The 11,615-nt window shown below is 72.2% G+C and carries 10 protein-coding genes and 1 tRNA gene; 6 read left to right on the top strand and 5 right to left on the bottom strand.

Annotated elements, in window-relative coordinates; genetic code table 11:
- Positions 1–2,403: 2,403 nt before the first annotated feature.
- The 3 genes from B079_RS0123250 to B079_RS0123240 all read left to right on the top strand — a co-directional run bounded on the left by B079_RS0123250 (position 2,404) and on the right by B079_RS0123240 (position 4,589).
- Complete coding sequence (locus tag B079_RS0123250; protein ID WP_026248996.1) at positions 2,404–3,150, top strand: GOLPH3/VPS74 family protein; 747 nt, start codon at positions 2,404–2,406, stop codon at positions 3,148–3,150.
- 201 nt (positions 3,151–3,351) lie between these two features.
- Positions 3,352–4,209: a helix-turn-helix domain-containing protein gene (locus tag B079_RS0123245; protein WP_026248995.1), complete on the top strand. Its 858-nt coding sequence runs from the start codon at positions 3,352–3,354 to the stop codon at positions 4,207–4,209.
- A gap of 188 nt (positions 4,210–4,397) precedes the next feature.
- Entirely contained in the window at positions 4,398–4,589 is a 192-nt protein-coding gene (locus tag B079_RS0123240) for a DUF397 domain-containing protein (protein WP_018548243.1), read from the top strand.
- Between the two features lie 249 nt (positions 4,590–4,838).
- Here B079_RS0123240 and B079_RS0123235 read toward each other — a convergent pair whose 3' ends face one another.
- Positions 4,839–5,345 carry a glutathione peroxidase gene (locus B079_RS0123235; RefSeq protein ID WP_018548242.1) on the bottom strand — a complete coding sequence of 169 codons (507 nt, stop codon included), beginning with the start codon at positions 5,343–5,345 and terminating at the stop codon, positions 4,839–4,841.
- Complete coding sequence (locus B079_RS0123230; RefSeq protein WP_018548241.1) at positions 5,329–6,468, bottom strand: helix-turn-helix domain-containing protein; 1,140 nt, start codon at positions 6,466–6,468, stop codon at positions 5,329–5,331. The genes B079_RS0123235 and B079_RS0123230 overlap by 17 nt, the downstream gene beginning before the upstream one ends.
- Before the next feature lie 76 nt (positions 6,469–6,544).
- Here B079_RS0123230 and B079_RS0123225 point away from each other — a divergent pair, with 76 nt between their 5' ends.
- Complete coding sequence (locus tag B079_RS0123225) at positions 6,545–7,735, top strand: hypothetical protein (RefSeq protein ID WP_018548240.1); 1,191 nt, start codon at positions 6,545–6,547, stop codon at positions 7,733–7,735.
- A gap of 79 nt (positions 7,736–7,814) precedes the next feature.
- On the top strand, positions 7,815–8,180 hold the full coding sequence (locus B079_RS0123220; RefSeq protein ID WP_018548239.1) for a TraR/DksA family transcriptional regulator: 366 nt from the start codon (positions 7,815–7,817) through the stop codon (positions 8,178–8,180).
- Here the strand turns inward: B079_RS0123220 and B079_RS0123215 are convergent.
- Positions 8,177–8,788 (bottom strand): TetR/AcrR family transcriptional regulator, encoded by a 612-nt coding sequence (locus B079_RS0123215; RefSeq protein WP_018548238.1) that lies wholly within the window; start codon positions 8,786–8,788, stop codon positions 8,177–8,179. The two genes, B079_RS0123220 and B079_RS0123215, sit on opposite strands and share 4 nt — an antisense overlap.
- Before the next feature lie 114 nt (positions 8,789–8,902).
- Here B079_RS0123215 and B079_RS0123210 point away from each other — a divergent pair, with 114 nt between their 5' ends.
- Positions 8,903–9,553 (top strand): peroxiredoxin-like family protein, encoded by a 651-nt coding sequence (locus B079_RS0123210; RefSeq protein WP_018548237.1) that lies wholly within the window; start codon positions 8,903–8,905, stop codon positions 9,551–9,553.
- Positions 9,554–9,556: 3 nt separating this feature from the next.
- Here the strand turns inward: B079_RS0123210 and B079_RS0123205 are convergent, their stop codons facing one another.
- Positions 9,557–10,990: a SulP family inorganic anion transporter gene (locus B079_RS0123205; protein ID WP_018548236.1), complete on the bottom strand. Its 1,434-nt coding sequence runs from the start codon at positions 10,988–10,990 to the stop codon at positions 9,557–9,559.
- A 447-nt stretch (positions 10,991–11,437) separates the two neighbouring features.
- Positions 11,438–11,510: transfer RNA gene (locus tag B079_RS0123200), tRNA-Arg, on the bottom strand.
- Positions 11,511–11,615: the final 105 nt, after the last annotated feature.

Below are 11,615 nucleotides of genomic sequence, written 5' to 3'. Positions count from 1 at the left end.
GGCCTTGTCGGCGGAGCCGGGGGCGGCCGGTCCGGGCTTGCTATTACGGGTGTCGGCGGGGCCCGGCTTGGAAGCAGGGGTGCTCTTGCTCTCGGGCGTCTCGGCCGGGGTCGACTTGCCGTCGAGGGCGGCCTGGTCGGCCTTGTCGGCGGGGCCGGGCTCGGAGCCGGAGGCGGTCTTGCCCTCGGCTGTCCTGGCGGCGGCCGACTTGCCGCCGGGGGTGTCCTGGCCGGGCTTGGTGCTGCGGGTGTCGGCGGAGCCAGACGTGGTGCCGGGGGTCGGCTTGTCCTCGGCGGGGCCTGGCTTGGGGGCAGGGGTGCTCTTGCTCTCGGGCGTTTCGGCCGGGGTCGACTTGCCGTCGAGGGCGGCCTGGTCGGCCTTGTCGGCGGGGCCGGGCTCGGAGCCGGAGGCGGTCTTGCCCTCGGATGTCCTGGCGGCGGCCGACTTGCCGCTGGGAGCGGCCTGGCCGGGCTTGGTGTCGCGGGCGTCGGCGGAGTCGGACTTGGTGCCGGAGGTCGGCTTGCCCTCGGCGGAGCCGGAGGCGGCGCCCGGCTTAGAGGCGGGGGTGCTCTTGCCCTCGGGCGTCCCGGCCCGGGTCGACTTCCCGCCGGGGGCATCCTGGCCGGACTTCTCGGCAGCGGTGACCTTGCCGTCGGAGCCGGACTTGCTCCCGGAGGTCGGCTTGTCCTCGGCGGGGTCCGACTTGGAGGCAGGGGTGCCCTTGCCCTCGGGCGTCCCGGCAGACTCCGGCTCGGAGGCAGAGGCGGCCTTCCCCGCCTGGGCCGTCGTGTCTTCGAGCTTGGCGGCGGGAGCCGGTTCGTCCTCGGCCTTCGGCCCGGCGGAGCCAGGGGCGGACGCCGACTTGGAGGTACTGGCGGGGCTGGCCTTGGTACCGGAGGCGGACGTGCCCTCGGACTTCCCAATGAGGCCCGGCTTGTCGGCGGAGCTGCCCTCGGCCTTCTCGGGGGCACCAACGGCACCCGAAGCGGAACGACCCTTGGCGGCGCTGGAGGAGCCCCCGACGGAGCCCTGGTCCGCGCCAGCGTCCTCGCTGTCACTCTTGGCGGACGACTTGGCGGCGTCCGAAGCGGAAGCGCTCTCGGCTGCCCGGGAGGAACCCTGAACCGAGCCAGCGGAATCGTCGCCGCCCTTGGCACCGTCGGCGTCCGAGGCAGCAGCACCGTTGCCCGCCCGGGAGGAGCCCCCGGCGGGCCCCTCGGACACGTCGGCAGCGCCGCTGTTCTCGGTCGCGTCAGCGGCATCGTCGGCGTCCGAAGCAGCAGCACCGTTGCCCGTCCTGGAGGAGTCCCCGGCGGGCCCCTCGGCCGCGTCAGCGGAACCGTTGCCGCCCTTGGCGGACAGCTTGGAGGCATCGTCGGCGTCCGAAGCAGCAGCACCCTTGGCCGCCCCGGCGGAGCCGCTGCTCTTGGCCGCGTCAGCGGAACTCCCGCCGCCCTCACGAACGTCCTCGGCGCCCGAGGCGGAACGCTCCCCGGCCGCGCCCTTGGGCGACTTGGAGGCATCGCCGGTCTCCGCAGCAGCAGCACCCTTGGCCGCGCCAGCGGAACTCTCGTCGTCGCCCTCACGAACGCCCTCGGCGCCCGAGGCGGAAGCCCCCTTGGCTACGGGGGAGGCACCCTCGGTAACGTTCTCGGGAGAGCCGTCGCGCGGGGCGGAAGCACCCTTGGCCGCCCGGGAGGAGCCCCTGGCGGAGCCGCTGCTCTTGCTCGCGGCGGCGGAGCCACCGGCGCGCGAAGCGGAGGAGCCCCTGACGGCACCCTTGGCCGCGTCAGCGGAATCGTTGCCGCCCTTGGCAGAGCCCTCGGCGGACGGCTTGCTGTCGCTCTCGGCGGCGCCACCGGCACGCGAAGCGGAATCGCCCTCGGCCGCGTCGGCGCCACCCGCGGAAACGTTGTCGCCAGCGTCACCGGAGGAGCCGGAGCGGGACTTCCCCGAAGTCTTCGTGGCGGAGTCGCCGTCGCCCTCGACGGAGTTGACCCCCGCGCCGGAGGCGGACCCGGTCGAGGTCTTCACGGTGGCGCCCCCGCCGGAGGCGTCGGTCGAGTTATTCACGTCGCCCGCACCGGAGTTGACCCCACCCGACACCCCCGCCCCGGCGGACCGGTCCTCGGACCCGGCCGAATCCACCCCCTCCGCCGAACCGACGGAGTAACCCTGCTTCGACCTGTCGGGGGACTCGCCCGCCACCGATGCCTCCTCCATGCGCCGCACGCTCGCCGCGCGCCCTGTCCGAACCATGTACCAGTGTCCTGTGTGGGGGCTTGCCCAGGGTGGTAGACGAGAACGACATACCTACCGGTTCCCCCACGAACCGGGCACGCACTCTCGACAGATGAATGTGAGAGGCGTCACCCTGTCATTCATCCACGCGGGGAGGCATGGATGGGCAGGAGCCGCAGAACAATTCCGGAAGAGCTTCTGCTGCTCGCACTGGACCCGGCCACGGGTACCACTGCGCAGCCGCAGTCGCTCGACCTCGGTCTGGCCGGTGCACAGCTAGTGGAGCTGGCGCTGGCCGGACGGATAGCCCCAGACGGGGATCGTATCGCCGTGGTGGTGCCACGGCCGACAGGAGATCCGACTCTGGACAGCGCGTTGGAGCTGCTGCGCAGGCGCGGCGCCCCGGTGCGTGCCGTCCACTGGATCGGCGGCCCACGACTGGGCCTGCGCCAGACCTATCTGTCGCACCTCGAACGGTGCGGAATGGTCGCCGCGGTCGCGGGCCAGATGTGCGGGGTGCTGCCGACCACGCGGTACCAGGCGACGGACACGGCGATCAGCCGCGAGATCCGCGCCCGCCTGGACGCCGCGATCCGCACCGGCGTACCACCGGACCCACGGACCGCCGCGCTCGCCGCACTGGCGCACGCCGTGGGCCTGGGCAAGCACCTCTACCCGGGCAACGAGGGCCGCTCGTCCCGTTCCCGGCTGCGCGACCTCATCCGGCACGACCCGATGGGCGGGCTCGTCGCCCACGCCGTCATGGACGTGCAGAACGGGGCCGCCGCGCAGCCCCGGCGGGGCCAGGCCGGGCCGCCCCGGCCGAGCGGTCCCGCGCGGGCCGAACCGGCCCACGGGGTGCCGATGCAGCCGCATCACGGACCCATGGCGCGGGCCGCCGCGCACTGATCCACCGGCACGGCCGGCACCGAGGCGGTGGGGCGAACGTCGCCCCGCCGCCTCGGCGTTCACCCGAATCATGTCCGAACTGACGCGTACGCGCCGCATATCCGATGTTTTCCAGCGGTAGAAAGCACTGTGGTGGCAGTCTGCTCAACAGCAGATACACAAAGTGTCAGGAACAGGCAGGCAGCCGGAGGTGCGCTAACCGTGGCGTCCAATGTCAATCCCACTGTCAGGCGGCGCCGTCTCGGCCAGGAGCTGCGCAGACTCCGTGAGGCGAAGGGCATGACCGCCGAAGAGGTGGCCGACCGCCTGCTCGTGTCGCAGTCGAAGATCAGCAGGCTGGAGAACGGCCGCCGCAGCATCAGCCAGCGCGACGTGCGCGACCTGTGCGGGGTCTACGAGGTCGAGGACCAGCGCGTGGTCGACTCGCTGATGGAGATGGCCCGCGACTCGCGCCAGCAGGGCTGGTGGCACACCTTCGGGGACATCCCGTACAGCGTGTACATCGGCCTGGAGTCGGCCGCGCAGTCGCTGCGGGTGTACGAACCCCAGCTGGTGACGGGCCTGTTGCAGACCCGGGCGTACGCCGAGGCGCTGGTGCACGGCGCGCTGCCGGAGACGTCGGCCGCCGAGATCGACAAGCGGGTCAACGTCCGTATGCGCAGGCAGGAAAGGGTCACCGAGGAGGCCAACCCGCTGCGGCTGTGGGTCGTCCTGGACGAGGCCGCGCTGCACCGGGTGGTGGGCAGCAGGCTGGTGATGCGCGAGCAGCTGGAGCACCTGATCGAGATGTGCCAGCTGCCCCATGTCACCGTGCAGGTCCTGCCGTTCGAGGCGGGCGCGCACCCGGGGCTCAACGGCCAGTACGCCATCCTGGAGTTCGCCGACGCGTCCGACTCCAGCGTGGTCTACCTGGAGGGCGTCACCAGCGACCTGTATCTGGAGAAGGCGCCCGACGTGCAGAAGTACGCGGTGATGTACGAGCATCTGCGGGCACAGTCCCTCAGTGTGGAACATTCCCGGGAGTTCATCGCGAAGGCGGCGAAAAACTTCGCGGACTGACCCCGCCGGACAAGTGGCGAGGGATCGTACACCGTCGGGCCACCCGAGCGGAGGCGCGTTTGGAATATGCCATCCGCTCGGGTGAACGGCCCAGCCACACATGGCCGTTGCCGGGTAGCGTCGATCACGCCAATCGATCGACAGGGTTGGCGTGAACCGCACCACCGCAACTCGCAACAGGAGTGGACATGGCACTGATTCAGGGCGCTTCGGAGACGTGGATGAAGTCCTCCTATTCCGCGGGCAACGGCGCCTGCGTCGAGGTCAAGTCGCCGACCGCCGCCGAACTCGCCGTTCGCGACTCCAAGGTGACCGAGGGGCCCGTGCTGGCCTTCCCGGCCACGGCCTGGAACACCTTCGTGGCCTCGGTCAAGGCGTAAGGGACCGCTCCCGGTCCACCACCGCCCTCGTAGAAGCGCGACCGATGCTTCGAGGACAACAGCACACGCACCACCCCGCGAAGCCCTCTCGGCCTGACGCCGTCCTCGCCGAGGGGGCTCCGCGCTCCCACCGTTCCACCGCCTCGAACGCGGTCGGCAGCCGCGGACACGCCGTCTGAGCCCGCACGATCCGGGTACGAGCCAGCCTCCCCGCCGGTTCCACCGCACCCGGACCGCCCGGTCGACCGGTCAGCCGAGCTGGGTCTCGATCGCGGTGACGATCTCCGCCGACTCCGGCTCGGTCCGCGGGGAGAAGCGGGCGACGACGGTGCCGTCGCGGCCGATCAGGAACTTCTCGAAGTTCCAGCGGATGTCACCGGTGTGGCCCTCGGCGTCCGCGAAGTCCACGAGGCGCTGGTAGAGCGGGTGCCGTCCGGCGCCGTTCACCTCGACCTTCTCGGTGAGCGGGAAGGTCACGCCGTACGTCGCCGAGCAGAACTCCGCGATCTCCTCGGCGGAGCCGGGCTCCTGGCCCATGAACTGGTTGCAGGGCACCCCGACCACGGTGAAGCCACGATCGCCGTACCGCTCCTGAAGCCGCTCAAGACCGGTGTACTGCGGGGTCAGCCCGCACTTGGAGGCCACGTTCACGATCAGGACGGGCCCACCCGCGTAGCGCGCGAGAGAGGCTTCGCCGCCTTGGAGGGCGCCGATGGGGGTGTCCAGTACGGGGGTGTTGTCATCGGTTGTCGTCATGGGCGGATGCTAACCGGGGGGACGATCCTCCGCGCTCGGCGGACCGCCTGGTCGTCGAGCCGTCCTGGGCTGCCCGCCCCGCCACCGGCGCGCTCCCGGCGGACCGCCCCGCCGCCGTACGGTCCCCGGCGCGCCGTACCGCCCCGTCCTCCGCAGGCCGACCCGCCGCCCTCACCACCCCGTCCCCCGCAGCCGTGCGCTCGTACAGCACCGAGCGCCCGGCCCGGCGGCGTACGACCAGGCCCGCCTCCCGCAGCACCTTCAGGTGGCGGCCGACCGAGCCGAGGGGCCGGCCGGTGACCGCGGTCAGCTGGGTGGTGCTCATGGGGGAGGCGAGGAGCAGGAGGACGGCCGCGCGGGCCGGGCCGAGCAGGGCGCCCAGGCTCGCGGGGGCCGGGCGCTCGGGGTGCCAGGCGAGGGAACCGGCGCAGGGGTAGACCTTGGCGTAGCGCACCCCGTCCTCCCAGGCCACCCAGCCGCCGCGCTGCGGGGTCACCGGGACGAAGAACAGCTCGGCGCCCGAGATGTCGCGCGGGGGATACGTCTGGAGGTTGACCTGGAGGCGGCTGTCCCCGAGCCACCGTGTCCGCCCCGGCCGCAGCGAGTCCAGCACACCGGCCCAGCCGTCCCGGCTCACCCGCGCCGTGCGCGCCAGCACATCCGCCTCAAGCACCTTCCGGCGCCGCTCCCAGGTGGGCCGTACCGTCGCCTCCCACACCCACTCGAGGAGCGTGGCCGCCCGCTCGGGCAGGTCGTCCCGCTCCAGTACGGCGGGGACCGGGCCCTCGATCGAGAGCAGCAGATGGGCGCGGGCGTCGGCAGGACGGGCGGCCCGCACCCGCGCCACCTCGGTGGCGAAGTCCTCCCCGGGACGGGGAACCGGGGTCAGGAAGTCGGCGGTCCAGTTGCGGCCGAGCCCGGCTTGGACGAGGCGCGCGGTGACCGGCTCGGCGGCCAACAGGGCTTGATAGCGCCGGAGATGGGCGCGCAGCCACTCCCGTTCCCCCGGATGCGTGCCGCTCCCCGTGTGCAGCAGCCACAGCGCGGCGAAGGTCTCGGCGAGCGGCGAGATCACGAACCGCCCGCGCGCGAGCGTGTCGGCGTCGAGCTGCCACCACCCCAAGTCGGCTCCCCCTCACGACCTTTCGCGCACCGGCGAAACAATATCGGCGCGGGCGGCGAGATTTGAGACTCCGGTCATGCCCCGTTACCGATCCCTGTTCCGCACACCGGAGTTCACCCCGCTGTTCCTCGGCTCGGCCGCCCAGACCGCCGCCCAGACCCTCGGCGGACTCGCCCTCGGCACCCTCGTCTACCGCGCCACCGGCTCCCCGCTGCTCGCGGCGCTCAGCATGTTCGGCCCCTCCCTCGCCCAAGTCCTCGGCGCGACCGTGCTGCTCTCCGGCGCCGACCGACTGCCCCCGCGCACCGCCCTGTCCGTCATCGCGCTGGCCTTCGCGGCGGGTACGGCACTCCAGTCCCTCCCCGGCCTCCCCGCGGGCATGCTCCTGCTGATCGTCCTGCTCCTCGGCCTCGTCTCCTCGCTCGGCGTCGGGGTCCGCTGGGGTCTGCTGAACGAGATCCTGAGCAAGGACGGCTATCTGCCCGGGCGTTCGCTCTTCAACATGATGAGCGGGCTGGCGCAGATCGCCGGGTACGTCACCGGCGGCGCCCTGCTGACGGCCCTCTCCCCGCGCAGCTGCCTGCTCCTGGCGGCGGCCCTGTATCTGACGGCCGCGCCGCTGCTGCGCCTCGGCCTCTCCGCGCGCCCGCCCCGGGTCGGTGGCTGCCCGTCCCCCGCAGTCACCTGGCGCACCAACGCCCGCCTGTGGTCGGACCGTTCGCGCCGCCTGACCTATCTGGGGCTGTGGGTGCCCAACGGCCTGGTCGTCGGCTGCGAATCGCTCTACGTGTCGTACGCCCCCGGCGCGGCGGGCACGCTGTTCGCCTGCGCGGCGCTCGGCATGTTCGCGGGGGACGTGTCCGTGGGCCGTCTGCTCCCGCCCGGGGTGCGGAGCCGCCTCGCGACCCCGCTGCTGCTTCTGCTGGCGGTGCCGTACCTGCTCTTCGCCGCGCGTCCGCCGCTGCCGGTGGCGATGGTGTGCGTGACGCTCGCCTCCGTCGGCTTCGGAGCGAGCCTGGTCCAGCAGGAGCGGCTGATGGCCCTGACCCCGGACGAACTCGCCGGGCACGCCCTGGGGTTGCACTCCGCGGGCATGCTGACCCTCCAGGGCGCGAGCGCGGCCCTGGCCGGAACGATCGCCCAACTCACCTCTCCGGCAACGGCGATGACGGCGATGGCGGCGGCGTCGGTCGCCGTGACCCTGGCTCTCGCCGCAGCGGGCCGGAGTCTTCCCACGGCGGCTGCGGCGGCTCGGGACGCTGCCTAGCCTCCGGGTGCCCCACGTCCCCGCGCACGCACCGTATCCACGGCGGAATACGTCCGCAAAAGTCATCGTTTGCGATGAAATGACCGACTGGACGACGGAGGTCCGCGACCGCCTGGCAGCGGAACGCGCGGCCACGAACGCCCGGATCAAGGCGCTGAGCAGGGACTTCCAGGCGATTGTCGAGGCGAACGCCCTGGTCGCGGTGGACGACGAACACGACCCCGAAGGATCCAGCACCGCCTTCGAACGCGCCCACGTCGCCTCCCTCCTCAAGCAGGCCGAGGCCCACCTGGACACCCTGGACGATGCCCTGACCCGCCTGGCCGAGGGCACCTACGGCCACTGCGAACAGTGCGGCCGTCCGATCCCGCCGGAACGGCTGGCGATCCGGCCCGCCGCCACGATGTGCGTGGGGTGCGCGGAGGGGGCGCGGCGCCGCCGCTAGTGGGAGTTCGGCGCCGCGCCGCCGCCCCTGATCGAGTCGAGCGCGACGGCGACGGTCCGGTGCAGGGTCGCGGGCTCGGCGCCGGTGCGGGAGCGGAGGTTGACGCCGTAGGCGAGGAGGGCGAGCAGTTCCGCGGAGGCGTCGAGGTCCGTACCCGGCGCGAGCTGCCCCTGCCGCTCGGCACCCGCGAGGGCGGCGCGCAGGGCGTCCCGCAGCCGCTGATGATGCCGCTCCAGCAGGTCCCGTACCTCGGGGTCGTCGTTCTCGCCCCCGGCGTGCGCGTTGGCGATCATGCAGCCCCAGCGGGCGTACTCACCCGTGCAGCGGATCTCGACCAGCGCGCCGAAGAACTCGGCGACGGCGGGCAGCCCTCGTCCGTCCTCGGTCAGCCGGTGGAACGCGGGCCAGGACCACTGCTCCACATAGCGCCGGAGCGCGGCGCGGTACAGCTCCCGCTTGCCGCCGAACGTGGCGTACAGGCTGGACCGGTTGAGCCCGGTCGCGCTCACCACGTCCTGGATGCCGGTGGAGGCCGCACCCTGCCGCCAGAACAGCCGCACCACGGTGTCCAGGGCGGTGTCGGGGTCGAAGTGCTTGATGTCCGGCATGGTCCGTCCCTCGCCGTCTTGAAACGCCGATTCCAAGATACGCGCCCCGGATCAAGAGGCAGGCCGCTATCTTGGAACGACCGTTTCAGGATGAGTCCGGGAGGGACGAGCACCATGACGACGCTCAACACCGAACTGCGCGCCTTCTACACCGCACGCCAGCAGGACATCCCCGCCGAGATCCGCGAGGTCATGCGACGGGCGGACCAGGAGCTGGCCGACTCCGGGCAGGCCGCTCGCGCCCTCACCACCGGCGACAAGGCCCCGGGCTTCGCCCTCGCCACGGCCACCGGCGGAACGCTCTCGCTGGACGCGCTCCGCGCCGAGGGCCCTGTGGTCCTGACCTTCTACCGGGGTGCCTGGTGCCCGTACTGCAACCTCGCGCTCCGCGCCCTCCAGCGGCACCACGAGGCGATCACCGCGCGCGGCGCCCGGCTGATGGCCGTCTCCCCGCAGGTCCCGGACGAGTCCCTCACCCTCTCCGAGAAGCACGCGCTGGACTTCGACGTGCTGAGCGACCCCGGCTCCGCCGTCGCGCGGCAGTACGGCCTCGCCTTCGACCTCCCCGACGACCTGGCCGCCGTCTACACCCGGCTCGGCATCGACCTCCACCGCTCCAACGGCGGCCACTCCCGCACGCTCCCGGTCCCGGCGACGTACGTCATCGACGGGACTGGGGTGATCCGCTGGGCGTTCGTCGACACGGACTACACGAAGCGGGCCGAGCCGAGCGACATCGTCGCGGCCCTGGACGCCCTCCGCTGACGGTCAGTCCTTGGCCGCCAGTTCCCCGCTGAGCGTCCCGTGGATGCGGGCGCTGCGCTCGTTCAGGCCCGTGATCTCGACCGTCTTGCCGCGCTGGGCGTACTTCGTCTCGACGGCGTCCAGGGCGGCGACGGAGGAGGCGTCCCAGATGTGGGCGGCGGAGAGGTCGATGATCACCCTGTCGGGGTCGCCCGCGTAGTCGAACCGCCCGGCCAGCCCGTCGGCCGACGCGAAGAAGAGCGCGCCGGTCACCCGGTAGATCACCGCGTCGCCGTCGGGGTCGGTGACGGCGGTGACCTCGGCCAGCCGCGCCACGCGCCGGGCGAAGACGGCCAGCGCGGTGAGCGAGCCGGTCACCACACCGACGGCGAGATTGTGGGTGGTGACCACACACACCACGGTGATCACCATGACGGCGATCTCCCCGGCGGGCATCCGCCGGAGCGTCTTCGGCGCGACGGAATGCCAGTCGAAGGTCGCGCAGCACACCATCACCATCACCGCGACCAGCGCGGCCATGGGGATGGCGGAGACGACCGGCCCGAACGCGACGCAGAGCGTGAGGAGGAAGGCTCCCGCGAGGAAGGTGGACAGCCGCGTACGGGCCCCGGAGACCCGTACGTTGATCATCGTCTGCCCGATCACCGCGCACCCGCCCATGCCGCCGAGGAGCCCGGTGACGATGTTGGCGATGCCCTGCCCGACGGACTCGCGCGTCTTGGAGGAAGGGGTGTCGGTGAGATCGTCCACGAGCCGCGCGGTCATCAGCGACTCCATCAGCCCGACCAGCGCCATCGCTAGCGCGTAGGGGGCGATGGTGGTCAGCGTGTCCAGGGTGAACGGCACGGCCGGCAGCCCCGGCACCGGCAGCGACGACGGCAGCCTGCCCTTGTCGCCCACGGTCGGCACCGCGATCCCGGCCGCGACCGTGACGGCGGTGAGGACGGCGATGGACACCAGCGGCGCCGGAACCGCCTTGGTGATTCTCGGGAAGACCACCATCATCGCGAGCCCCGCCGCGAGCAGCGGATACACCGGCCACGGCACGCCCGTCAGCTCCGGCACCTGCGCCAGGAACACCAGGATCGCCAGAGCGTTCACGAAGCCGACCATCACACTGCGCGGCACGAACCGCATCAGCCGCGCGACGCCGAGCGCGCCGAGGACGATCTGGAAGACACCGGCCAGGATGACGGTGGCGATCAGGTAACCGAAGCCGTGCTCACGGTTGACCGGGGCGATGACCAGGGCGACGGCGCCGGTCGCCGCGGAGATCATGGCCGGCCGCCCGCCGACGACGGCCGTGACCACGGCCATCGTGAACGACGCGAACAGCCCGATGGCCGGATCGACCCCGGCGATCACAGAGAACGAGATCGCCTCCGGAACCAACGCCAGCGCGACCACGACCCCCGCCAGCACCTCGGTACGCAGCACCCGCGGATCGGACAACCAGGACGAACGACTCACCCCACGCCGCCAAGCGGCCGGGGACGATACGAAGAAAGGCAAGAGAAAACAAACCTGTCATGCTCGGACGCCCCGGCATCGCGGCGACCATGGGAGGGGGGGCGGGCCGCGCGGCGTGCGGACGGGGGTCACGCGGGCGGGCGGCGGCCTCGCAACTCTACCGGGCGGGATAGGCGCCGCCCCGGCCTCCGCGACCGGTGCGACAGCGCCGAGGCGTACACCGACTTCAGCGGCGGCTTCATGAGCGCGAACACCGGCGCCATGATCCCCAACGTCAACTACTGTCCCGTCGGCCGGAGTTGTATCTGCAAGGGGTGAACCACACCCCTCGAAGCCCGACCACGGAAAGAGCGAAAGGCCCCCGTCCGAACGGAACGGGGGCCTTCCAGCGCTCACACCTGCGCTTCAGGTCTGTGCCCCCGGCAGGATTCGAACCTGCGACACCCGCTTTAGGAGAGCGGTGCTCTATCCCCTGAGCTACGAAGGCGGGGCCTTGGGGAGCGGTGTCGCTCCGGCAAGGGTGTGGGCGGCCACGTTGTGGCTGCCCATGACAGGGTAGCGGATCGAGGGGTGCGGGGTGGGGCGGCGTGCG

The sequence above is a fragment of the Streptomyces sp. LaPpAH-108 genome (assembly GCF_000373625.1).
GTDB lineage: Bacteria > Actinomycetota > Actinomycetes > Streptomycetales > Streptomycetaceae > Streptomyces.
Note: the sequence above shows the minus strand (reverse complement) of the source record. Positions and strands in the feature narration are given on the sequence as shown.

Coding starts and splice junctions, on each gene's coding strand:
- B079_RS0123250 (WP_026248996.1), top strand. CDS start 2,404: ATGGGCAGGAGCCGCAGAACAATTCCGGAAGAGCTTCTGCTGCTCGCA.
- B079_RS0123240 (WP_018548243.1), top strand. CDS start 4,398: ATGGCACTGATTCAGGGCGCTTCGGAGACGTGGATGAAGTCCTCCTAT.
- B079_RS0123235 (WP_018548242.1), bottom strand. CDS start 5,345: ATGACGACAACCGATGACAACACCCCCGTACTGGACACCCCCATCGGC.
- B079_RS0123225 (WP_018548240.1), top strand. CDS start 6,545: ATGCCCCGTTACCGATCCCTGTTCCGCACACCGGAGTTCACCCCGCTG.
- B079_RS0123220 (WP_018548239.1), top strand. CDS start 7,815: ATGACCGACTGGACGACGGAGGTCCGCGACCGCCTGGCAGCGGAACGC.
- B079_RS0123215 (WP_018548238.1), bottom strand. CDS start 8,788: ATGCCGGACATCAAGCACTTCGACCCCGACACCGCCCTGGACACCGTG.
- B079_RS0123210 (WP_018548237.1), top strand. CDS start 8,903: ATGACGACGCTCAACACCGAACTGCGCGCCTTCTACACCGCACGCCAG.